Raw genomic sequence first — 24,365 nt, 5'->3', positions numbered from 1 at the left:
ATTTAACTTGCCCTGCAGGAGGGAAGAAAACGTCTATTTTGAACTGATTGGTTGATTATTTGAATGGACACAGGGCTGTCATTCCAGATGTCGTTTTGTTGGATGAAGGCCAGAGCAAAAAATCCAAGGCAGTAAAACGGCAACCCAAACCAACCGCACCGCCCGCAAAGTAATTTTCTCGCAAATTACGTCAATCATCGCAGAAAATGATTAAACATTTAAGACTCAAGCTTAGCAAACCGGCGCTCTACTATTCGGGCACAGCCTCCCGCTCCGCGTGATAATTTTTAATTCAAGTACAGCATAGCCAAAACCAAAAACAATCCCGCAGGAATTTAAACAACCACAAAGAGATCAGAGAATTCACAAAGGGCGCAAAGAATGTTTTAAATTAAAAATCCCTGGGGCTGTCCCAAAAGTCAAAGAAGATGTATTTTTATAAATTATTTCTTTCCCTCACCCCCCTTTAATTCCCCCTCTCCCGAAAACCTGGAGAGGGGAGCAGGGGGGTGAGGGCTAATATAAGGTTTTACATGATATTAAATAAATATGCATTTAATTTCGTTTTTGAGACACCCCCAGGACTCACTTTTTAACCACCCACGCTCCCGAGACACAAACTCGCCCTTCGCCTCATTTTAATCTTTCTGTAACTTATTATTTGCGCAATGTATCAAAAATATGCTAAATTGTGAACAAAGATCAGGAAAAGGAAGGAGGCCAGAATGGACGCCAAAAAATTGCAGGAATTCAAAGAAATTCTCCTTAAAAAGCGAAAAGAAACCTTAGAAGAACGCGAACGTTATGGCGAAATTTTACAGGATACCAATTCCGAAGAAGATTACGGGAAAACGGCCTACAAATACACCGAGTTCGGCACCGACACCATGAACCGCGAACAATCGTACATGTTTTTGGCGCGCATGGACAAATTTTTAAATCAAATCGACCAGGCGCTGGAACGCATCGAAAACGGAACCTATGGCGTCTGCCGTGTTTGCGGCCAGGAAATCGATGAAAAACGATTGCGCGCTGTCCCCACCACCCGCATCTGCTTCGACTGTAAACAGAAAGAGTCCAGAGCGGTTCGTTGATCCGTTCTCTTTCGCTTCGCCTGCCTTATTCAGAACAGAATTTCTACAGAATTTAAACTTACAATTGTTCCCGGTGATACAATGAAAATGTTAATTGTAGAAGACAACAAGATTTTACTGGCAGATTTAACCAACTTTTTTAACGAGCAAGAATTTTTGGTGGAAAGCGCTGAGGATTTTTTACATGCCCGGGAGAAAATTGCGCTCTATCAATACGACATTGTCATTCTTGATCTCGGACTGCCGGACGGCAACGGCATGGAGTTGATTCCGATCATTCGGCGACAGTCCAGCGATACAATCATTATCATTTTGACTGCCAGAGACGCCGTTGAAGACAAAGTAAGAGGCCTTGAATTAGGAGCCGACGACTACTTAACCAAGCCCTTCCATCAGGCCGAATTAAACGCCAGGGTGCGCTCGCAACTGCGCCGCAAAAAATTTAACGGTAAAAACGAGCTGGTCTTTAATGAAATTAAAGTGGATTTAGAGGCTGCCCGCGTTTTTGTTAATGGTGCGGGGCTGAATTTAACACGCAAAGAATACGATCTTCTGCTCTATTTTCTTTACAATCAAAACCGACTGCTAACCAAAGAGAGTATTGCCGAACATCTGTGGGGCGATCATGTTGATCAGTCCGATCATTTTGACTTTATTTATAACCATATTAAAAATCTGAGGAAAAAGATCATGGCCGCCGGCGGCAACAACTACATCAAGGCCATGTATGGCATGGGCTATAAGTTTACCGAAGATATTTAGCAAGGCCGAATTTAATCCATTAATGACGGAGTAATCCATGAGCGGCAGACGTCCGATAAAATTGTTAAACAAAACCACCGCCTTTTATCTGATCTTCTCTTTTCTGGTCTTTTTTATCAGCGCCTTTATCATGTCTAAAATGGCCAACCAGTACATCGATTCTTATGTGCAAAACCGCTTCAGCAAATTTGACTGGCGGCTGAAAAAACATCTGACCAAAGACTCCACCCTTTCTCGTCTGCCGCGCTATCTAAAATTAAGACGCCTTTCTGACAGGCAACTTTTGCAAAAACTGCCTGTCGTCAAAGATACGATCATTTATAATGAATCGATTGACGAATATCAGCACTACCGAAAGCGTCTGGCGGCCATAAAGGTGGGCAAAGATTACTATGTTTACGAAACGCGCGTCCACGTGGGAGATTTTTATCGTTTGCGCGACGACTTTTTGGCCAGCATGTTCTTTGTTTTTGGCGCGCTGGCCCTGGGTTTGATCGCTTTCAATTATTTCCTCTCCGGCTACCTTTTCCGCCCGTTTTATCAAATTTTAAACGTTATGAAAACTTACAAGGTAGGACAGCAAACCAGCGCGCCGGCTATCTCTACGACAACCGAAGAATTCATTAAAATGCAAAAATTGTTTCAAAAAATGCTGGATCAAATCGAAAAAGATTACCGTAATCTAAAAGAATACACCGAAGACATGGCGCACGAAATGCAAACGCCGCTGGCGATCATCCGCAACAAGCTCGAAACTTTAATGCGCGACGAGGCGGCGCTGGAACGCCACGGAGAAGCAATCCAGGTCATTTACAGGCAGATTAATCACCTCTCTCATCTGGGCAATGTGCTGAACCTGATAACGCGCATTGAAAACGGAGAATTCAAAAACACCAGAATCATTCGCACAAAGCCGATCATTGAAGAGCATTTGCAATCGGTTAAAGAACTGGCCGAATTAAAGGGCCTGAAAATTACGTTTGATTTGAATGAAGAACACGCTTTTAACATTGATCCATATTTGTTTGAACTGGTTCTTAAGAACCTGGTGCGAAATGCCATCCAGCATGCGCCGACCGGAGCCAGTATTACAATTAAAACAGATGAACAATCGCTGATTATTAGTAACATTGGCGCAGAACTGGATTTCCCGCCGCAGCAGCTCTTCAAACGCTTTGTTAAACGAAAAAACAATGGCGAAACACTGGGGCTGGGGCTGGCCCTGGTTAAAAAGATTTGCGATTTGAACGAGCTGAACGTCTCTTACGAATATCTGAACGGCCGGCACGTTTTTAAAATTTCTAAGGCGGCATAGCCGCAACCAAAATCAACCGCAACACGCGCAAAATAATTTTCTCGCAGATTACGCCAATCATCGCAGAAAAAGATTAAACAAACTATTTCAAGCGACCACAGAGAGCTCAAAGGAGTCACAAAGAGTGCAAAGAGTGTTAAAAATTTAAAAAAGTTTCAATTGCCCACACCATCTTGATCTCCTTTTCCAAGAATAAAAGTCTGGGAGAGGGGAACGCTGAAAGTGGACAGTTGCCATTTAACCATTCAACCATTCAACCATTCAACTAATCAACTAATCAACTATTCAACCAATCCAGCAGCACAAAAATTTTCGCATCCAGCCAGGGCGGGACAGATGCTACGAAGAAGAAAGTATTCTAAAAAGAATTTAGAACCATAACTTTTAAGACGTTTCTTTGCCCGGGTGTTATTCGTCTTCAATGTGCGATTATTATTTACCCTTCCCAAATAAGCGCTATGATTGACTTATTTTCGCTCCGCTTTTTGTTTTCATACACTGACCAGTTTAAGCGAACGGCGGTTTTGTTTTTTTGCAGAACTTTTTTAAACTATGGTAGTTAATAAGTGATTCATTTTAACCGGAAGCGACTTACGAAAAGGAGGCAATGAGCGATGAGACGATTTATTTCGGCTATTATTCTATCGGCATTTTTACTGGGTACGCTTGCCGCGCAAACCACCGGCAAGGGCGTTGGCGTAATTATTGGCGAGCCCACCGGCATCAGCCTGAAGGTCTGGCAAACGGCCACCACAGCCATTGACGGCGGTCTGGCCTGGTCTTTTGGCTCCAACAGCAAATTGCACTTTCACGCTGATTACCTGATTCACAATAAAAATGTTCTCAAAGAACCAAACTACATCTTTTATTACGGTCCCGGCGTGCGTTTGAGAATGGGCGATGACGATCGACTGGGCGTGCGCGGCGTTCTGGGCGTTAATTATTTTTTTCAGTCTGCGCCGCTTGACATGTTTCTGGAGATCGTTCCCATCCTGGATCTGCTGCCCGGCACCTATCTGAGTTTTAACGCCGGCGTTGGTCTGCGCTATTTCTTTTGATGAACCGCCATTCCGCAGCGGCAATTCCCGGACGACGGACATTCTCGCGTCCCGATCGCTCTATCATGGCGATCGGGCGCTCTTTTCATAGCCCTGCATCTAAAATCTGGTTCGCAGAACGAATCACTACACAGCGCCATTTTGCCTGAGACTTCACTAATTTCGGCAGCCACCGCCAAAATCAACCACAACGCGCGCAGAGTAATTTTCTTGCAGATTACGCCAATCATCGCAGAAAATGATTTAACATTTAAGACGCAAGCTAAGCAAACCGGCGCTCTACTATTCGGGCACAGCCTCCCGCTCCGCGTGATAATTTTTAACTCTATTACAGAATAGCAGCAAACAAAAACATTTCCGCAGGAATTTAAGCAACCACAGATAGCACAAAGATGCCACAAAAGGCGAAAAGATTGTTGAAGATTAAAAATAGTTTCAATCGCCCTCACTCCCTCACCCGGAATAAAAGACCGGGTGAGGGGAACGCTGAACGTGGACAGTTACCATTCAACCATTCAACTAATCAACCATTCAACCAAACAGATGGCATGATCCGGCCGCTAACCAATACCGACTAATAAATGCGTTTCCCTCCGCTGAATGAGTCGCTGGTGATTTTGGCCACTACGCCCGCTAAAAACAGCAGTCCGATCAAATTGGGAAAGGCCATCAAGGCGTTGGCCGTGTCGCCCACATTCCAGACAATGTCAAGATACTGTCCCTGTAAATTGGCGCCGATGAACAATAAGGAGATGTAAATCAGGCGATAGGGTTTTTTAATCTTAACGCCGGCGATGTACTCCAGACACTGTTCGCCGTAGTAAGCCCATCCGATGAGCGTGGTGTAGCCAAACAAAAAGGAAGCGATGGCAATGATCGTGCCGCCAATGCCAAAAGGCAGCACGGTATTGAAGGCGGCTGAAGTCAACGCCGTGCTGGAAAGTCCGCCGTTTTGCAAATTGTACCCCACCTGGCTGGCGAAATCGACCACCTGCGGCGACAGGTTTTGCAGATTGACATTGGCGCCGTTCAAATCGACGCCCACAGCCGGCGTTAACATCCACATGCCACTTAAGACAATGGTTAGCGTGGTCATGGTGTTTACCACGATGGTATCGATAAAAGTGCCGGTCATGGCAATTAAACCATTTTTGGCTGGATCGCTGGATTTGGAAGCGCTTTGCGCAATGGCCGCAGATCCCAGGCCGGACTCGTTAGAGAGCACGCCTCGACTCACGCCCAGACTTATCGCTTTTTGTACGGATGTGCCGATCAGCGCCCCGCCAAGCGCCTTACCGGTAAAAGCCGAGGCAAAAATAATTTCAAAGGCTTCCAGAATATGGGCCACATTAACCAGAATAACCGTAATGGCGCCCAGAAAGTAAAAGGCAATCATAGTGGGTACCAATCGCTCGGCCACCGCGCCAATACGTTTAATGCCGCCAATCACCACCAGCCCCACCATAATGGTTAAAATAGCGCCGCTGAGCAGGGGCGGCACGCCAAATTGACTTTTAAAGGCCAGAGCCATGGAATTGGACTGCGCCATATTACCGGTGCCAAACAAAGCGGCAAAAGCGCCGCAAACGGCAAACAAGGCGGCCAGAAATTTACTAAAGCGTCCTTCTTTTAAGCCGTAACGGATGTAGTACATGGGCCCGCCGGCCATGGTGCCGTCTTCGGCTACTTTGCGAAATTTGACGCCCAAAAATCCTTCGGCATATTTGGTGGCCATGCCAAAAAAACCGGAAATCCACATCCACACCGGAGCGCCCGGCCCGCCGGTGGCAATAGCCGTGGCCACGCCGGCAATATTGCCATTTCCTACCGTGGCTGCCAGCGCGGTCATTAACGCCGCAAATGGAGAAATATCGCCTTCGTCTTCCTTAGAGTAATCCTTGCCACGCGCGCCTAAGAAAACCAGCTTTAATGCATTGCCCAAGCGACGAATCTGGATCATCCTGGTGACAACAGTTAGCACAATACCGGTAATAACCAGCAGGGCAACCATCCAGTTACCCCACATAAAATCGCGAACCTGAAAACTTAAACTAAGAAGCTTTTCCATCCATTCCATGGGCCCTCACTGCCTCCTCCAATTTGACGACCTGTGAAAATCGATCCTTAATAATAAAAGAAAATCAGCAAAGATGCCAGAAAATATTGGAAGATGAAATAAAGATTAAAGAGGAATCCACTTTCAATGGCAGCATAGCCCCAACCAAAACATTTTTGCAAGGATTTAAGCAACCACGGAGCGCACAGAGAAGTCACAAAGGGAACAAAGAATGTTAAAAATTAAGAATAGTTACAATTGTCTCACTCCCTTTCCCAGAATAAAAGTCCGAATGAGGGAAACGTTCAACGTGGGCAGTTGCCATTTAACCAATCAACTATTCAACTAATCCTCACCGGCGAAGTAGAAAAAAAATCTCACAACTTTCCCGCTACGGCCAGTAAATCGTTAAAAACCGCATAGCCGGTTTCGCGCTCTCCGGCGCCCGGGCCAACAATCGTTACCTCCTGAAGAAAATCGGTGGTGATGGTCACGGCGTTGGTCGTCCCACGCACGCCCGCCAGCGGATGGGACATGTCCAATAACTGCGGCTGTACGGAGGCATTTAACGCGCCGTTCTCTTTTTCAAGCGTTGCGATCAACTTCCACACACGATTTTCCGTTCTGGCGCGTTCCACATCTGCCTTACGCAATGCGCTGATGCCCTTTCTCTGAATCGCTTCTTTGCTCAGGGAAACGTTGAATACATCGCGGGCCAGAATCATGGTTTTGGCTACCGCGTCCCAGCCTTCCACATCGGCCGTGGGGTCAGCTTCCAGATAGCCCAGCTGCCTCGCCTCGGCAACCGCCTGATCATATTCCAGGCCCTCTTCCATGCGCGTCAAAATGTAATTGGTGGAGCCATTCACAATGCCCTGCACTTTTTTTATTTCCAGACCGGCCAGGTTGCTTCGAATCAGGTTGATTAACGGCGTGCCGGCCATTACCGTGCCTTCATAACGCAACTGCACGCCATTTTTCCGGGCCAGTTCTTTTAATTCATCGAGATGCAGAGCAATGGGCCCTTTATTGGCCGTAATCACATCTTTTCGCCGTTCAAGGGCGATTCGAATATAAGACGTTGCCGGCTGGCCGTCCGTTAGATTGGTAATGGACAATTCAACCAGCGCGTCGTAATCAACCGATGCAAGCAAGCTTTCTGTTAGGACGTCGGTTGTGGGCAATCCGCTATCTTTAAAAGTTTTCCCCGCCTGGGAGGTTTTCAAGGCTCTTTGCAGATCGACACCCTCAGGATCAATGATCTTGCCCTTGCTGCGCGTGACAATGCCAACGATTTTGACCGACAGATCGAATTTCTGCCGCAGCAATTGTTCTTTTTTAATCAACAAATCAGCAAAGCCCCGGCCCACATGTCCAAAGCCAATCATTAAAATTTTAAGTTCCATCCAATGGCTCCCGCTTTTCAATAATCCGGGCGAAAAGTATCAAATTTCTGATACTTTTTCAAATTTCTGAATATAATCTATGGCATGCCGCCCATAATTGCTTAAATTTCAGGTAAGAGAAAAGCGGCACATTATTTGAAGATACGTTGTCCGACGGCAAATTTCTCAGGGAGAACTTTTGTAATGAAAAAGATAATGGCATACGGCCTGTTATTTTTCTGGATCGTTGCGGCGCAGGCTCAGTTTTCCAGTAATGAGGTGCTGGAAAAACAGTTCGAAAATTCCGCTCTCTATTTCCAACGCTTTTATCTGAACACCTTTGGCCTGACCAATTTTACCCGCGTGGCGCCTGGTTTTTTTGATGATCCCTTTCTCAGGGCCAGTCTCAATCCGGTAACCGGCGCGCTGGATTCACTCAAAAAAATGGAATTTTATTTTGATTACCGCAGCGAACGCAAGAACAATGTGCCTGATCGCCTGATTCGCCCCACCCCAATATATGTTTATGGCGACTACATTGCCATCTATCCGCCCGATCCTCGCTGGTACAGGGTTACGCGTTCCGAACCGGAACCGGTGTTGTCCGCCGGTTTTCGCGCCCGATTGGCGCCGGCATGGCAGCTTACGCTTGCTTATCAGTTGATTTACAAAGAAGAGCCCTTTTACCGTCAGCCCGTTTATCTTTATCAGCCCAATCCTTATTACGATGGATTTAACCAGCGCATTTTCCCGGAGCAAATGGACGTCCCGATCACCAGGCTGAATCGGCAGGGCGATCAGGCGCTGACTCGCGCGCATCTGTTCGCCGCCTACCTCTCTTACCGTCTGAGCCGCTCTATTGCGGTGGGCATTGGCGCCGATTTCGCTGCGCACCGTCGCAACGCCGATTATCTTGCGCTGAAGCGTAACGATTATGAAAACTACTATTTTAGCCAATATATCAATAAACGGGATATGGATTACCGTCATGCGGATTTTTTTGCGGGAATGAGCTGGCAGATAAATGAGCGCTGGCGAGTCGGCTGGCAGGCCGGTCTGCTGGACGGCGGGGTGAAACAAAAAGAATTTCTGGACGACACTCTGCAAAGCAAAGACCAATACGGAAGCTACGACTACCGACAGTTGGAAAAAACACGCCTGCAACACGACGGCCAGCGATACTACGCCACGCTCAGTATTCAATTTACGCCCAACAAATGGAACAAGGTTTTCGGCTTTTTCAATTTTGCTTCTCTGAACAACGACATTGCCACATTTGCAGAAATCCGCACTCATCGTCAGTCCGACTATTATTCTGAAAACGGGCTGGAATATTATTTAATGAATGGCATTTCTACCTTAACCGATTCAAGAAACGGTCGCGGCGATTTGAGCGAACGTCTTTTCGAATCAATGATTACCGTCATGCTTAATCAAAACGCCACGACCAGAATGCATTTAGGCCTCTATTTTTCCTATTTAAAAGGCAAAAAAAGCGTGCAGGAACCGGTTTTGTACGAAGCGTATTCGCATCGTGTAGAAGAGGGAGAGCGCCCCATAACCGGCTACTATTCCTACGAAAGTACTTATCACACGCGCGAAGATAAAACGCTGTATTGGACGTATGACTACACAAGGCAGACCATACAGATGCCCATCTACTGGTGGCATCGTATGCACAAGAACCTGGCTATTTTTTTGATCATCAATAAAATCTGGACGGCCTGGGAAACCAGCGAAAAGACCGACGCTTATTACAGGGAAAGATATGATTTACACGACGGCGAAGAAAATGTCCGCAAAGACTTTATCGAACGGACTCAAATTCAGCCTGGCAGACATTTCACCGAAGACACGGCAGACATGGCCCTGGGCTTTGAAGCGCCGCTGGTGAAAAACACTACCGTTCGCTATTTAATTAATCCGGATTTTGTGGAAGATATGACCATCACTCAATGGTGGCTCAGCATCACCATGCGCTTTTAAGTCGATTTGCATGTTGAAAAATAACGTTTGAGTTTAAAGAGCATGGCGACAGGACTTGACCTTAACTATGATTATCGATATTATCATCACTGAACGGCAGACGGGGAAATACAGCGCCGGTTTTAAACGACAGAATAACGTAAAGTCGAACGAATTTCGGCGCTATTTCGTACAATCAATGTAAAATGACCTTTAAAGGAAAAAATCATGCAACGAATTTTTTTAGGTCTCGTATTGCTTTTAGCGTTCTGGCTGGTCGGCTGCAGCATAAACAAAGCGCCTTTAATTCCGGCGGACGATTTGTCCGGTCAGGCGCTGGCGCAAAGCGAATTTGTTAACATTAACAATGACTTCAGTTTTGAACTGTTCCGGGAAATTAACGCGTCCAAACAGGATACGAACGTCTTTATCTCGCCCTTCAGCATTTCCATGGCTCTGGGCATGACCTTAAACGGCGCCCATGGCAACACCTTTGAACAAATCCGTCAGGTTCTGGGCTATGAGTCCCACGATCTGCAGACCATCAACCAGACTTACAAAAACTATTTTGAGCAGTTAATGAATAGCGATGCGCAGGTTGCGCTGGAACTGGCCAACGCCATCTGGTATGATCAAAATTTTACTGTCCTGCCCTCGTTTCTGGATGCCAATCAACAATACTTTGAGGCCGAAGCGCGCCAGGCAAATTTTTCAGATCCCGCCACGTTAATGGCCATCAACAACTGGGTTAAGGAAAAAACGCACGACAAAATTCAATCCATTCTGACTTACATTCCGCGCGATGCCGTTCTTTACCTGCTTAACGCCATCTATTTTAAAGGCGCCTGGACGTACGCCTTTGATCCGCAGGCCACAAGGGACTGGAGCTTCCGCATGGCAGACGGACAGAGCGTAAACTGCCCGATGATGTTTCTAACCAAAAAATTACTCCATTACAAAGGGAACAACTTTGAGCTGGTTCAACTGCCCTACGGCAACGGAAATTTTAACATGGCCGTTATTTTGCCCGATGTTTCGTTGAGTGTGGATAGCTTGCTGGCAGAACTGAATTTTACGCAGTGGCAGTCGTGGCTGGAGGCCTGCCAGGCGGACAGCGGAACAATCGGCCTGCCGCGCTTTAAGATGGAATTTGAAATGGTTTTGAATGATCTTCTAAAAGAGATGGGCATGCCGGACGCTTTCAGTCCGACAAAGGCCGATTTTTCCAATATGACGCCGGAAAGTGGAGTTTATATTAGCCTGGTTAAACACAAAACGTTTGTTGAGGTAAATGAGGAAGGAACTGAAGCGGCCGGAGTAACCATCGTCGGTTTTGAACGGACGTCTTCAGACTTTTTTGAAATGATCGCCAGCCGGCCGTTCCTTTTTGTCATTTATGAAAAAGACAGCCGCGCCATTTTGTTTATAGGTAAGATGGTAAAGCCTGCTTAATAACGTAAAATGCTTTCGTACCGTGGCGTATGCGCCACGACTGCGCAATCAGGAGGGGGTAAAATGAAACGTTTGATTTTCTCTTTTAGCGTGTCGCTTTGCTGCCTGTGGCTGGCAGTAGGGTGCAGCATCGATCGCACACCGTTAGCGCAAGAAGATTCCGGATACAAAACGTTTCCTGTAAATAGTTTGCATAAAAAAGTAATAAACGCCAACAACGCCTTTGCCTTTTCTCTGTTTTCTCAGGTTAATCAGGTAAATCAGAAAGATAATGTATTCATCTCTCCCTTTAGTGTTTCCATGGCTCTGGGCATGGCCTTAAATGGCGCTAATGGGCAAACCTATTCAGCCATGCAAAATACGCTTGGCTTTTCTGAGATGGATGAACAGTCCATTAATGAGACCTATGCCTATCTTTACCAGAACTTACAACAACTTGATCCCCGCGTCACCTTTCAGATTGCTAACTCCATCTGGTGTAAAAAAGGCAGCGATTTTTTTCCGGAATTTCTGGCCGTTAATCGCCAGTATTTTAACGCTGAAGTACGCGATTTAAATTTTGCAGATCCTCAGGCTGTTGTAACCATTAACAACTGGATCGCCCAGGCCACCAATCAAAAAATTAAAAAAGTATTGGATGAAATTCCTCCAGACGCCGTAATGTATTTGATCAACGCTCTGTACTTTAATGGCTTGTGGACCTACCAGTTTCCGGAAGACGAGGTGCAACAGCGTGTTTTTCATCAGATCGACGGCCAGAGCGCGGAGTGCTCCATGATGTTTGTGACTTGCAGAATCCCAGCATTATTTGAGGAACGAATTCAGGTGGCTCAGGTGCCTTTTGGTCAGGGCAATTACGTTATGACCTTCATCATGCCCAGGCGTATGGATGATTTTAATGAATATTTGCTGAATTTTACGCAAAACGAATGGACGCGAATTCAAGAAAATTTAAAAGAAGATAGCTGCACCATCGGTTTACCCAAACTACGGTTCGGCTTTAAGGCATTACTCAACGAACCGTTAAAAAAGCTGGGCATGGATATCGCTTTTGATCCTGTGCATGCCGATTTCTCCCGTATTACAGACCAATTTCCACTGTTCATCAATCGTGTCATTCATCAGACCTTTATTGAAGTCAGCGAAAAAGGCGCCGAAGCGGCAGCCGTCACCATTGTTGAAATGATGACCACTACTATTGGCCCGCCACCCATTTTAAGCCTGGTATTCGATCGGCCCTTTGTTTTTGTGATCAGTGAAAGATCTACTGGCGCCGTGTTGTTCATGGGGAAGGTAATGAAACCGCTGTGGGAAGAATTTTAGGTTGACCAATAAATCCAGCGCGGTGTTTTATTTATGGCAAGAAAGCCTGAAGGTTGAAACGTTGATTAGCCCAGGCGGAGCTGATCAGAAAAACTGGTCTGGCAGAATTGTGATTAATCCACAACAGGGGAATGCAGCAGGCCAATCCCCATTGTGTGTAATCAAACTAATTTGTACATTAGTGCATTCAAAACAGGTCGTATCATGAACATAATCAATCCTCATTCTCTAAAAGCGCGAACCATCGTTCTTTTTGCCTTCATCAACGTGCTGGCCCTTGTTCTGTTGGCCCGCTTTAGCTACCTGTTTGTGCGTAATTTGTACCTGCAGCAATTTCAAGAGCAAATGCAAACCAGCCTGCGCGTCGCAAACAACGCCATCGATCGGCAATTACTGCATTTTCTCACAGTCAACCAACAATCGATGGCCCAACGCTATTTCAGCCAAACTCTGAATCGTCTCGATTCTCTTTTAAGTCTTGAAAACGCCTTTATTTTTAACGATCGCTGGCAGGTATTAAACGCCCTGCAGCGTGCCGATGCCGTGGCCGGTTTGCTGGTCAATAAAGAAATCCTGCGCCATCTGAAAATCGGGCAGGTTTTCATCACGCAGCCTTTTAAAGGCGACGATCGGCAGTGGTACCTGTGGGCTTTTCAGCGCCTGACCAACGAGCATTTCATCGGCCTGCGGGCCGGCGCTCACCAACTGGCCCAAATCAATCGCTTATCCGATTACTTTGTCTGGTTTGTACTGGTAGGAGTGGTTCTAACGCTATTGGCCGGATTGTACATCGCCCATTCCGTACACGCGCCCATCAGGGGCATTACTCTTTTCAGCCAAAAGATTGGCCGCGGCGATTTTTCTGCCCAACCGCCGGCCACCCGTCTTAAAGAAATCGTCGATCTGACCCGCGCCCTCACCAACATGCGCGATGCCCTGGCCCGCCGCGATCAGGAAAAAGAACAACTGCTGGCCCAGATCGCCCACGAATTGCGCAACCCTCTGGGAGGCATCGAGTTGTTAATCGGTCTGGTCAAAGACGACCTGCCGCCGCAACACGCCGATCAAACCTATTTAAAAAAGGCGCTGGAAGAAGTGCGCCATCTCAAAGAGCAGATCAATGAATTTCTGGAATACAGCCGGCCGCGCCCCGCTGAAAAAACAGAAGTAAACCTGCCGCAACTGGTGGATGAGCTTAAAGCGCGTTTTGCGATCGAAATGCAAAAAAAAGAAGTAGAACTCGTAACGCACTTTAAACAGAGCGTCCTGCGTTTCGACCGCCAGCATTTGAAACACATTTTAAGCAATCTGCTGGCCAACAGTTTGCAGGCCATGAACGGTCATCCCGGCATTATCATGCTGCGCTGCGAACAAAACACCCTGGAAATCGAAGACAACGGCCCGGGCATTGCGCCGGAAAACCGCGTAAAAATTTTTCAACCTTTCTTTACCACCAAAAACAGCGGCGTAGGGCTTGGCCTGACCATCTGTCAAAAACTGTGCGCCCTGAACGACGCCACCCTCAGCCTGGTCCAAAACGCCTCTGCGGGTGCCGTTTTCAGAATTCAATTAACCACGGAAGTAAGCTAAAATGAAACAGAATAAATTAACTGTCGTGGTGGTGGAAGACAACGATACCATGCGCCTTGGCTTGAGCGAAAATTTAAAACGCGCCGGCTATCTGGCCTTCGATTTTGCAGACGGCCCTTCGGCGCTGGAGTTCCTGAAAAACCATGAAGTCGATCTGCTGGTAACCGATTTGCGCATGAAGCCGCTGGACGGCCTGCAGGTATTGCAGGAAAGCAAGAAACTACAACCGCACATCGAAGCCCTGCTCATTTCCGCCTATGGCACCATCGAAGAAGCCGTACAGGCCATGAAAATTGGCGCGGCCGATTTTTTAACCAAACCCTTTTCCGGCGATGAATTTTTACTGCGCGTGCGCAATATCGCGCAAAAGATTCTTCAACGCCAACAAATCGAACAACTACGAGCTGAAAACACTTACCTTAATCAGGAACTAAGCGGTCAGTTTGGGCAGATGGTCGGCCAGTCGCCAGCCATGCGCGAGATCTTCCGTTTGATCGAAACCGTGGCCAACGAAAACAGTCCCGTGCTCATCCAGGGCGAAAGCGGTACGGGCAAAGAACTGATCGCCCGGGCCATCCATCAGCAAAGCAAACGCGCCGACCGTCCGTTTGTCAGAGTAAACTGCGGCGCTCTGAACGACAACCTGCTGGAAAGCGAGCTATTCGGGCACGAAAAAGGCGCCTTTACCGGAGCCATTCGCCAGCGAAAGGGCCGCTTTGAACTGGCAGATGGCGGCACCCTCTTTCTGGATGAAATTGGAGATGTCTCTCCCGCTCTGCAAATTAAATTACTCCGCGTTTTGCAGGAAAAAGAATTTGAACGCGTCGGCGGCGAAAGAACCTTGCAGGTCGATGTGCGCGTTATCGCCGCCACCAATCGCCATCTGGAACAACGAATCGCCAGCGGCCATTTCCGGGAAGACCTATATTACCGATTAAATGTCATTCCCATCAAAGTGCCGCCCCTGCGTCAACGCAAAGAAGACATTCCTCTGCTGGTGGAATATTTTCTGCAACAGCTCAACCAGCGCCGCGGCTGCGTTAAACAGCTCGACCCGGCCGCACTCGAAATATTGAGCGCTTACCACTGGCCGGGCAACATCCGCGAATTGCAAAACGTGATGGAACGCCTGCACATCATCTGCCCGCAAACAACCATTCCCGCGCACCTGGCTGCCGCTCAACTTTCTAACGTACAGATAAACGCGCAGGACTGGCAACATCTGCCCCTGGACGAAGCTCTGTACAACTTCGAAAAAAACCTGATCATTCAGGCTTTAAAAAAAGCTAATGGCGTCAAGCAGCGCGCGGCCAAATTGCTGGGCATTGGCACCAGCGCCCTGTATTACAAGTTGGAAAAATTCGGACTGAACACATGAGATTCATTTTAATCGCATCGCTATTTTACGCGTTCAACCTGCTGGCGCAAACAACCCCGCTGTCCCATCTGGAAGCCGAACGCCAGCATCTACTCGAGCAAAGCTGGCAACTTTCGCTGAAAAAACAGGCCCTTAACCAACGTTTGCGCCCCCTGCAAATCCAGATCGATTCCTTACAAAAAGCGCAGGCCAATCTCCAGGCCATTAATCCCCGGCAAAAAGAGGCCCTGACCTACTCACAACAAATCGTTTTTCTTCAGGAAAGACTCGATTCGCTGCACGCACGGCTTGCCTCCGTCAACGCCCGTCTGTTTCGTGTTTACAGCAGGCAAATCGACTCCTTGCGCCAGGCGCTCCAATCCGCAAAAAAGCCGGCGCAAAAAGATATCCTGTCCACACAAATCGAACGCCTGAGGCGTAAACGTTTGCAGGTTTCGCCAGAACTTAAAACGTTATCGCTGAATCTGGAAAACATCCGCAAGCTGAATTTGAATCAGGTGCAGGACAGTCTTAAAAAAGCGATTTTAATCGATTATTTGCAAAACGCGTTGAATGAAATCGATCGGCAGACGCAGTATCTGGAAATAAAGGGCAAAGAATTGCGCCAGATGCAACGCTTACAGCAAAAAGCGCTCTCTTTTGTCGAAGAGATCGACGACGCGCAAATGACGGCCGCCGCCCCTTTTCAGCAGAATCCAAAGACGAACATGGCGCCGCAGGCTTCCGACGATCGTGATGGCGCCGCATCTTTCATGTCAACTCCGTCCTCTGCCTCCGCGTCGGGCGTGGTAGTCGATCTGCCACAAATTGATCGCCTGATCAACCAGTCGCTGCAGGGCCAATCGCCTGTGCCTATCGATTCGGCGCTCAAAGCCATCGAACGAACCCGGGCCATGCTAAAAATGTACCGACAAATCATCCAAGACAAATTAAAACAGTGAAATGCAATGGCTGTCTTACCTCGAATGTTTCACTCTCTCGCTCTTCTTTTACTGTTTGAACTAAGCTTGTCTGCAGACGGTTACGCCCAGTTTTTTACGCATCTCCAGTTCGAAAATGGGCTCTCGCGTTTTAAAAACGAAAAAAGCTACTTGCTCATCCGACCGCGACTCGAGCTGGGGCAGACCGTTTCCGAAGACCACGTTCGTTTTAAATGGCGCGCTTCTTACCAGCAGGAAATTTTTGACCTAAATGCTTCCCTATTTTCGCAACGCTTCAAAGGCCAATTCGTGCTTAGCGGCCAGATTCAAAAATTGGCGGCTGACATCCGTTTCCGAACGCGTTACCAGCATTTTCAATTTTCATCTGCAGCTTACGCCTGGCAAAGCAGCGATTTTTCCCTGAATCTCGTTTACCGGACGTCGCCATCTTTTTCCTGGAACGCCATGGGAATGCTGTGGTACCGCGACACTAAAGACTTTGACCGCCAGAAGCTGAACGCCGCTGTGGCGCAGATCGGCCCTGGCCTAATCTTCCAATCCTTTTCCCTGATGGCTTTGCTCTACCATGAACGCTACGTGCTGCACCCTGTGGCCGGTGATACGCTCCGCACAACAAGCGGGCAGCGCGTGGGCCTATCTTTTTCCATCGATCGCAAACGCGATTTTCTTTTCTCTCTCAACTACAAAATTCTCTTACACTTTCATCAGGGATTGATCAAACCGCTTACGGATCAACAGGTTAATTTTTTGTTTGGCGTCTGGCTCGGCGAACGCTGGACATTCTTTTTATTTGTCGGTTACAATCGCCTGCCTTCTGCAAGTGAAAATCTTACATCCCGGCTGTTGTACTCCCCGGTCAACTCGGCCAACCGTTTCCACCTGAAACTCGGCCACGATGTCAATCACCGCATAGAGATTTACCTCCGACTGGGCTACGAGCAAGAACGTTTGATTCGCCCTGCTGATCGCTGGCAGTACGGACAACTCGTTGTTGGGCTGAAAATGAAAGTGCGCTAAGATGAAGACATTCGCGTTAAACAGGACCATTTGTCATTTTGATCGCTGCCTGTTTTTGCAGAGGGAATAAGTGTAAGAATTGATTAGTCGATTAACTAATTGCTTAATTTAAAAATCCCGTAGGGATCAAATGAAAATAGCCCGCCGTTTCAACGGTGGGTTATCCGTTTGGGAAGGTTTGCCGGGGAAACCGTTTCAACGGTTTACGCCAATGAGCAATTGGACAATATCCTTTCTTGATGGAATATTCCCTTATCACCTGGAGCGTATGTGGCCAATTCAAGAAATTCCTTTCACCATTAGAAGAAATTGCTCGTGCCAACCCTCCGTCCCCTCTCGCACTTTTATTCTAACGGCAGCAAAATCGCAACCAGAAACATTTCCTCAGGGATTTAAGCAACCACAGAGAGCATAGTGAAGTCACAACGAGCGCAAAGAATGTTTCAAATTAAAAATAGTTTCAATTCCCCTCACCCGCAATAAAAGTCCGGATGAGGGGAACGCTGAACGTGTACAGTTGCCATTCAACCAATCAACCATTCAACCAATCCTTTTGTCTTCTTTCTGCCCTTTGCGGCTGTTTAAAAAAGAGTATCTGAGTGCGTTTATGATGCCGGGGATTTTAATCTCCCAGAATCTTATTTTCTTTTTAACGCCTGGTATTCTTCCCGCAAAATACCCATTACGTAAAAATCGTGATAGCGATTATCGAAGAACATGGCCTGGCGCAATGTGCCTTCAATGCGAAATCCGATCTTTTCGTACGTCTTTATCGCCCTTGGATTTTCGACGCTTACGTGTAATTGAACACGATTCAGGTTTAACGTTTCGAAGGCGTATTGAACCATTAATCTGGTGGCCTCGCTGCCGTAGCCTTTAGACCAGTTTCGCGCCTCGGCGATGGCTATGTAAAAGATGGCCATCCTGCCCACCCAGTCAATGCGCACCAGAGCCGTGTTGCCAATGGGCTGATCTGGTTCGATAGTGGCAATGGTAAAAAGAACGGTGTGCGGATCGTTCATCTTTTTTTGAATTTGTACCCACTGTTCCTCAGCGTTAGTGGGCAGGGCGTAGTAGAGGTGACTCCTGGCCTCCGGATGATTCTCAGAGAGCGCGTAAATTGCCTCATCGCCTCTTTGCGGAGCGCGTAAGTATATCTTTTCGCCGATTAAAAAAGGATTGATCATGTAGGAGGTTTCCCTTAAATATGACTGCGGTTAATAACGGAATCCATAATCGTCGATTAATTTTTCGATCAAACGCCCGTCTTCATAAGCCAGATTTTTAATCGAAAACCCGGTGTCGTAAAATTCGGGATTGACATCTTTCCTGCACCAGCGGCTTTCCGCCTCAAATTCAATGATCGGTTTGTGAAAAACATCAGCCGGCAAATCCATGCGCAAATGGTACAGCTTGTTCGTTTCCAGCGGCTTTTCGCTCATAATCATGATGCCTTCCGGCGTAATGTTGATTAAATGTCCGATTACTTCGTTGGTGTCGTTGTTAAATACCCGGAGATAGTAAATAAGGTGGCGTCGCTGTAATTTTCTCTGTTCTTTCATGCGGGCTCCCCCATTATTAAAATGAAATTTTTATAATTTAGAAAAAAAATGATATTGAATACAAAATTTAATTGTAACCTCATTTTAAAAATCTAATCAAAATCATTTATTTGTAGACTGCAATAAGGTAGAATGTGGCGACGGGCAGGAAATGTATTGAATTTGTCTCTGGCAAATAGTTTGAAAGGGAATGAAAAATGGCAAAATAAGCGCCGCATTATCTATTTATTAAGTGAGATCAAAAATGGCTAAAGATTGAAATTGCAAAAACTATTATTTTTACTGTATATTTCACTGTTTTGAAAATTTAAAAACAAACGAAAGAACGGAGATAAAAATGAATGCTTTAGGTCAACACATACTGGTTGAGTTTGTGGGATGCGATCCAAATGTTTTAAATGAAGTGACTACCATTGAACAGGGCATGCTCGCCGCTGCGGATCGCGCCAATGCTACCATTATCAATTCCACCTTTCACTATTTTTCGCCTTACGGTGTTTCGGGAGTGGTGGTCATCCAGGAAAGTCATCTGGCTGTGCACACCTGGCCCGAGTATCGCTACGCGGCGGTTGATCTGTTCACCTGCGGCGATGAGGTGGACCCCTGGAAGGCTTTTGATTACTTAAAAGATGTATTTAAGGCCCAAAATTATTCCGCCCTGGAAACACGCCGCGGGTCTTTAAATCTTTTAACGCGTATTGATTTCGAGCCCGCGGAACTACGCGAACAATTTAAAAAATACATGAAAGAAGGACGCATCGAACGTAATGTCTGGCTGACCGACAAAGATGAGAACATCGCCCTGTCATTGCGCCATACCGGCGAAGTGCTTTACGATGAGCGTACGCCCTATCAGCATGTTAAAGTATTAAATACCTATGCCTTTGGCAAAACCTTAACGCTTGATAATATGATCATGTGTACCGAAAAAGACGAATTCCATTACCACGAAATGATGAGCCACCCGTTAATGATGGCCCACGGCAATGTGAAAAACGTGCTGGTCATTGGCGGCGGCGACGGCGGCGTTGTGCGCGAGGTGCTGCGCCATGACGGCGTGGAAAAAGTAACCATGGTAGAAATCGACGGGAAAGTGGTGGAAGCCGCCCGCTTGCACTTACCGCAAATCGCCGTGGCTTTTGATGATCCGCGGCTTGATTTACGCATCGAAGATGGCATTAAATTTGTCGCCGATGCTCCGGCAGGAACTTACGACTTAATTGTTGTCGATTCCACGGACCCCATCGGACCGGCCGAGGGGTTGTTTTCTGAAACCTTTTACCGTAACTGCCACCGTATCTTAAATGATAACGGCGCCATGATTGTACAGGGCGAAGCGCCGCGCTTTAACGAGCAGGTGTTTCTGGATATTCACCAGACGCTGAAAAATATTTTTGGCCCGAAAAATGCTCATATCATGTTGTTCCATGTGCCCACCTATCCCACCGGCGTGTGGAGCGGACAAATCGGCGTGAAGGGAAGTTTTAATCCGGCTGAATTTGATGAAGTAAAAGCCAGCGAATTTTGTCGGGCCCACCAATTAAAATACTACAGCCCCGAGATCCACAAAGCGTCGTTCGTTTTGCCGCCCTACGTCAAGGAAATGATCGGCCGTTAGATTATCCTTCCCATGGAGGCTGTTGCATGGGGGGGAGGAATTAATGCTTATATTCTCCGATATTGATAATTTTTTCTCATTCTTAAGCGTTGGGCAAAATATAGAATTAAAAACGCCAAAATATTCTTTGAAAATAAAATTAATAGATCATCTTTTTCTTGTGATGCTGTTATAAACGCTGCTAAACGTTTCCCTAACATATTTTTAAATAGAACATTAATATTATGCCCAATACACATTAACGTAAATTCACTACGAACATTATTAACCCATCTTGAACAAAATTTAAGCCCAAATCACCAAATTTCCACCTTCGGTTTTTGTAAGTTATTGGTTTTTTTGGATCGAGTTTTCGAGATGTCGTTGTAGTGCCCCATACTATATTGGTTTCCCCCTTGACTTAATTGACTGATATGATTATATTTGAACATGTTTATTAAAGAAGTCACAAAAAAGAATAAAGGGTACGATAAAACCTTCGTTTACCATCAATTGGTCGAATCCTATCGTACTGAAAAAGGCCCAAGACAAAGAAAATTGCTCAACCTGGGCAAGCTTACCATTCCTAAAGACCAATGGAAAACACTTGCCAATCGCATCGAAGAGATCATAAGCGGACAAACTTCACTGATCGAAGTGGATGAGCAAATTGAACAATTAGCCCAGCGCTATGCCTCGCTTTTAATTCAAAACAAACTAAAACAAGAAAAGGTAGAAAAAAAAGAAAGCCCACAGGAAACCGAGACCATTTTTACGGGCTCTGTCAAATTCAGAGATGCTCGCAGTATAGGAGGCGAATACATCAGTTTGATGATGTTAAGAAAGCTTAAGTTCAATGAACTTTTAAAAAAGCTGGGCTTTAAGGAGAAGGATATTAAACTGGCCGAACTGTTGATCGTTGGGCGCCTGGTGCACCCCTCAAGCGAATGGGCGACCTTACGCTGGGTCAAAAAGCAAAGCGCCATCGATGAGCTTTTAGAGTTAGACCTTTCAAGACTTTCTCACAATAAACTTTATCGAATTACGGATCAATTATTAGAACATAAGGACAAAATCGAGAATGGTTTAGTAGAGCAAGAGCGTCTGTTATTTTCCTTGCAGGAAAAGATCATCCTGTACGATTTAACCAATACGTATTTTGAGAGTAGCCGTACCAGTGAACTCAAGGCTCGCGGACGTAGTAAAGATAAGCGTCACGATATGCCCCTGGTTACTTTAGGCCTGGTATTGGATGAGGATGGATTCCCCAAGGAGAGTCGTCTTTTCTCTGGCAATGTTTCCGAACCAGAGACTTTGTCTAAAATTCTGGATACGATAGGCGGCAAAGTCAGGAAATTGATTATTTTAGATGCCGGGATTGCCACAGAAGAGAACTTGCAACTGATCACAAAGCGTGGACACGACTATCTGGTTGTCTCACGCAGTAAACCGGAAATCGAGATCGAAGAAAATGCTTTTAAAGAGATTAATCACGATCAACGCCATAAAGTGGAAGCCTATCTTTACCGTAAGGATAAAGAGCTTTATTTATACTGTCGCAGCGCCTCAAGGCAAAAGAAAGAGGAAGCCATTCGACAATTTCATCAGCAGCGCTTTGAGGCGGAGTTGAAATATGCGGCGGAGAGTTTGCACAAGAAACGAGGCACGAAGAAATATCCCAAGGTTTTAGAACGCATTGGCCGCATAAAGGAACGTCATGCAAAGGTGGCCTATTTTTATGATATTACGGTTGAGCATCACAATGGTATCGTGACAGAGATCAGCTGGAAGATAAAAGATGAGCAAAAGATGGATGATCGATTTTCCGGCACGTATTATTTACGGACGAGTCGTCTGGATTTAACGGATCGTGAGATTTGGCAGCTCTACATCAGTTTAACGGATGTGGAGGATGGATTTCGCTCGTTGAAGAGTGAATTAGGCTTAAGGCCTAATTTTCACCAGAAGGATAAACGCATTGAAGGGCATATTTTCATTTCGATTTTAGCCTTTCATGTATTGATAAGTCTTCAAAAACAATTACATGATGCAGGCGTTTATCATCGCTGGACAACCATTCGTGAATTACTTTCCGTACAGCAGCGAGTAAGCGTGGAGATGAAAACTCAGAAAGGAGATTTATTAGTTATAAGAGATACGACCGAACCGGAGGCGATTCATTATTTAATGGCGCAGGCATTTAAGATCAAGCCCAAGCCATTAGGTATGAAAAAGATAAGAATTTAAATATTGTAGTGGTAATAAAAAAGAACGACATGTTGTTTTTAAATAACTTAAATCGTTTTAGTGTTCAAGATGGGTTAAGACCAGATAAGGAAAATCCACGATAGCCTAAATTATGCTTCAAGTTACCAAAAACAGGTTCAACTGTCACCGAACGCTTCTTTAGTCGTTCCTGCGCCGCTGAAGTTTGTAACTTTTTCGCCATACGTTCGCAATAACTCTCATTAACTGAACGATGGATTTGCTTAACTTTCTTTTTACTGGAAATACATAAATTAATTAAGGGACAGTCCTGACAATCATTGGAACGATATACGATCCGTTCGCTATTTCTCTCAACTGGAAAAAGCTTCTTACCCGTCGGACATTCATAGTAATCTCCCTGTTCATGATACACAAAATCACTTCGTTTTAGTTTTCTTTCTTCTTTTTGCAATTCTTCCTTGGAGGTTGGTGTCTCCTTTATCGAACGATTGGATAACTGGGGATCGGCTATTACGGCATCAATCTGCTTTTCTTCCAATTCTTTTAGGTCTGTGCTATTGTGATAACCGGAATCGGCCGTGTAAGATCGCTTATCATCTGAACCAAGATTCTTCTCTACTTGTTCTTGAATCGGTATGAATTGACCCTGGTCGTTGGGCTGGCTTACGACTTCATGAGCTACTATTAAATGACTGGACATATCTACGCCTAATTGTGCGTTATAGCCCGGTCCATCCACCGAAGGCATCATGCGGGCATCCGGCTCTTTTACATTTATTTGATGTCTTGAACGGTGTTCTGATTTGAGCTGTTTCTTACGCTCTTTCAATTGGGCTTTACGTTCTAATATCTCTTTCTCTAAGCGCTCAAGCCGTTCTTTCTCCGCTCGAAGAGTTTCTAAATCTAATTCATCCGTGGCCCCCTGTTCTACAAAATTACAGCGCTGCATGTATTGCTTGATCTCTGCTCTTAACTTCTCTATACGTTTGTCTAATTGATCCTCAGTGTAGCCATGACGCTTACTGCTGTGCGCTTTGATTTTCGTGCCATCTATGGCTATCTGGTTGAAACTACTTATGCCTTCGGCCTGGGCAATTAAAAGTATCTCTACAAAATATTGGTCTAATAAATCCAAATGTGCCTTGCGAAAACGACTTAATGTACTATGATCCGGATGCTGATTCCCAGTGATATAAATGTAGCGCGTATCATATTTACACAATTCCTCCAGCTTACGGGTGCTGGTAATGCCGTTACTATAAGCATAAAACCATAAGGCAAGCATCATGTCTGGGGCATAAGAATCACCGCCTTGTGAACTATAACGGGAATAAAGTGCACTTAAATCAAGGCGCGAAACCAACTCCACTACAAATCGACTCTTTGGATCGTCTCTGGCAAAATCTTCCACACTATAGCCAAAGAGATTCATTTGTGAGCGATTATAAGTAATAAAACTCATGGAATTCCTTTGTTATTACTTGTTTTATCTGTCGCCCAGAATTTACAAATTTTTTGAATTTTACTCAAACTGAATTTGCAACAGCCTCCATGGCGGGGCAGGCACTGTACGTAAACAGATTGGGGGTGTCTTAAAAGTTGGAGTAAATTAAAATTTATGAGTTCTATTTAATAAGTGTG

The 24,365-nt window shown here is 45.9% G+C and carries 18 protein-coding genes; 13 read left to right on the top strand and 5 right to left on the bottom strand.

Annotation, left to right across the window (positions count from 1 at the left end; all coding sequences use genetic code 11):
* Nucleotides 1-725 precede the first annotated feature (725 nt).
* From Cabys_RS15205 to Cabys_RS15190, 4 genes are all read left to right on the top strand, one after another.
* A complete protein-coding gene (locus tag Cabys_RS15205) occupies nucleotides 726-1,094 on the top strand; it encodes a TraR/DksA family transcriptional regulator (RefSeq protein ID WP_006927012.1) in 369 nt (122 codons plus the stop codon).
* Nucleotides 1,095-1,175: 81 nt separating this feature from the next.
* Nucleotides 1,176-1,856, top strand: coding sequence for a response regulator transcription factor (locus Cabys_RS15200; protein ID WP_006927011.1), 681 nt, complete (start codon nucleotides 1,176-1,178; stop codon nucleotides 1,854-1,856).
* A 37-nt stretch (nucleotides 1,857-1,893) separates the two neighbouring features.
* Entirely contained in the window at nucleotides 1,894-3,171 is a 1,278-nt protein-coding gene (locus tag Cabys_RS15195) for a sensor histidine kinase (RefSeq protein WP_006927010.1), read from the top strand.
* Nucleotides 3,172-3,785: 614 nt separating this feature from the next.
* Nucleotides 3,786-4,229, top strand: a complete 444-nt coding sequence (locus tag Cabys_RS15190; protein WP_006927009.1) for a hypothetical protein — start codon at nucleotides 3,786-3,788, stop codon at nucleotides 4,227-4,229.
* Nucleotides 4,230-4,803: 574 nt separating this feature from the next.
* Here Cabys_RS15190 and Cabys_RS15180 read toward each other — a convergent pair.
* Both Cabys_RS15180 and Cabys_RS15175 read right to left on the bottom strand, forming a co-directional pair.
* A complete protein-coding gene (locus Cabys_RS15180) occupies nucleotides 4,804-6,306 on the bottom strand; it encodes an alanine/glycine:cation symporter family protein (RefSeq protein WP_006927008.1) in 1,503 nt (500 codons plus the stop codon).
* Between the two features lie 356 nt (nucleotides 6,307-6,662).
* Nucleotides 6,663-7,691: a homoserine dehydrogenase gene (locus tag Cabys_RS15175; RefSeq protein WP_006927007.1), complete on the bottom strand. Its 1,029-nt coding sequence runs from the start codon at nucleotides 7,689-7,691 to the stop codon at nucleotides 6,663-6,665.
* Between the two features lie 183 nt (nucleotides 7,692-7,874).
* On the opposite strand from Cabys_RS15175, the gene Cabys_RS15170 reads away from it, so the two are divergent.
* From Cabys_RS15170 to Cabys_RS15140, 7 genes are all read left to right on the top strand, one after another.
* Nucleotides 7,875-9,656: a hypothetical protein gene (locus Cabys_RS15170; RefSeq protein ID WP_006927006.1), complete on the top strand. Its 1,782-nt coding sequence runs from the start codon at nucleotides 7,875-7,877 to the stop codon at nucleotides 9,654-9,656.
* Between the two features lie 207 nt (nucleotides 9,657-9,863).
* On the top strand, nucleotides 9,864-11,087 hold the full coding sequence (locus Cabys_RS15165) for a serpin family protein (protein ID WP_006927005.1): 1,224 nt from the start codon (nucleotides 9,864-9,866) through the stop codon (nucleotides 11,085-11,087).
* 63 nt (nucleotides 11,088-11,150) lie between these two features.
* Entirely contained in the window at nucleotides 11,151-12,410 is a 1,260-nt protein-coding gene (locus Cabys_RS15160; protein ID WP_006927004.1) for a serpin family protein, read from the top strand.
* 204 nt (nucleotides 12,411-12,614) lie between these two features.
* Complete coding sequence (locus Cabys_RS15155; RefSeq protein ID WP_006927002.1) at nucleotides 12,615-14,000, top strand: sensor histidine kinase; 1,386 nt, start codon at nucleotides 12,615-12,617, stop codon at nucleotides 13,998-14,000.
* 1 nt (nucleotide 14,001) lies between these two features.
* Nucleotides 14,002-15,378 (top strand): sigma-54-dependent transcriptional regulator, encoded by a 1,377-nt coding sequence (locus tag Cabys_RS15150; RefSeq protein WP_006927000.1) that lies wholly within the window; start codon nucleotides 14,002-14,004, stop codon nucleotides 15,376-15,378.
* Nucleotides 15,375-16,319, top strand: coding sequence for a coiled-coil domain-containing protein (locus Cabys_RS15145; protein WP_006926998.1), 945 nt, complete (start codon nucleotides 15,375-15,377; stop codon nucleotides 16,317-16,319). The genes Cabys_RS15150 and Cabys_RS15145 overlap by 4 nt, the downstream gene beginning before the upstream one ends.
* A gap of 24 nt (nucleotides 16,320-16,343) precedes the next feature.
* Complete coding sequence (locus Cabys_RS15140; protein WP_150125342.1) at nucleotides 16,344-17,336, top strand: hypothetical protein; 993 nt, start codon at nucleotides 16,344-16,346, stop codon at nucleotides 17,334-17,336.
* Between the two features lie 638 nt (nucleotides 17,337-17,974).
* Here the strand turns inward: Cabys_RS15140 and Cabys_RS15135 are convergent.
* Nucleotides 17,975-18,523: a GNAT family N-acetyltransferase gene (locus tag Cabys_RS15135; RefSeq protein ID WP_006926996.1), complete on the bottom strand. Its 549-nt coding sequence runs from the start codon at nucleotides 18,521-18,523 to the stop codon at nucleotides 17,975-17,977.
* A gap of 30 nt (nucleotides 18,524-18,553) precedes the next feature.
* Nucleotides 18,554-18,898 carry a PilZ domain-containing protein gene (locus Cabys_RS15130; protein WP_006926995.1) on the bottom strand — a complete coding sequence of 115 codons (345 nt, stop codon included), beginning with the start codon at nucleotides 18,896-18,898 and terminating at the stop codon, nucleotides 18,554-18,556.
* A 337-nt stretch (nucleotides 18,899-19,235) separates the two neighbouring features.
* Between Cabys_RS15130 and speE the strand changes: the two genes are divergently transcribed.
* Both speE and Cabys_RS15120 read left to right on the top strand, forming a co-directional pair.
* Nucleotides 19,236-20,516, top strand: coding sequence for a polyamine aminopropyltransferase (gene speE / locus Cabys_RS15125; protein WP_006926994.1), 1,281 nt, complete (start codon nucleotides 19,236-19,238; stop codon nucleotides 20,514-20,516).
* A 429-nt stretch (nucleotides 20,517-20,945) separates the two neighbouring features.
* The gene (locus tag Cabys_RS15120; RefSeq protein WP_006926703.1) at nucleotides 20,946-22,742 is read left to right on the top strand and encodes an IS1634 family transposase; all 1,797 of its coding nucleotides are present in this window, start codon (nucleotides 20,946-20,948) and stop codon (nucleotides 22,740-22,742) included.
* A 64-nt stretch (nucleotides 22,743-22,806) separates the two neighbouring features.
* On the opposite strand, the gene Cabys_RS15115 is transcribed toward Cabys_RS15120, so the two are convergent.
* Entirely contained in the window at nucleotides 22,807-24,186 is a 1,380-nt protein-coding gene (locus Cabys_RS15115; protein ID WP_071961295.1) for an IS1182 family transposase, read from the bottom strand.
* Nucleotides 24,187-24,365 lie beyond the last annotated feature (179 nt).

The organism is Caldithrix abyssi DSM 13497 (genome assembly GCF_001886815.1).
In the GTDB taxonomy this organism is placed as follows: Bacteria; Calditrichota; Calditrichia; order Calditrichales; family Calditrichaceae; genus Caldithrix; species Caldithrix abyssi.
This window is presented reverse-complemented; position numbering and strand designations above follow the sequence as displayed.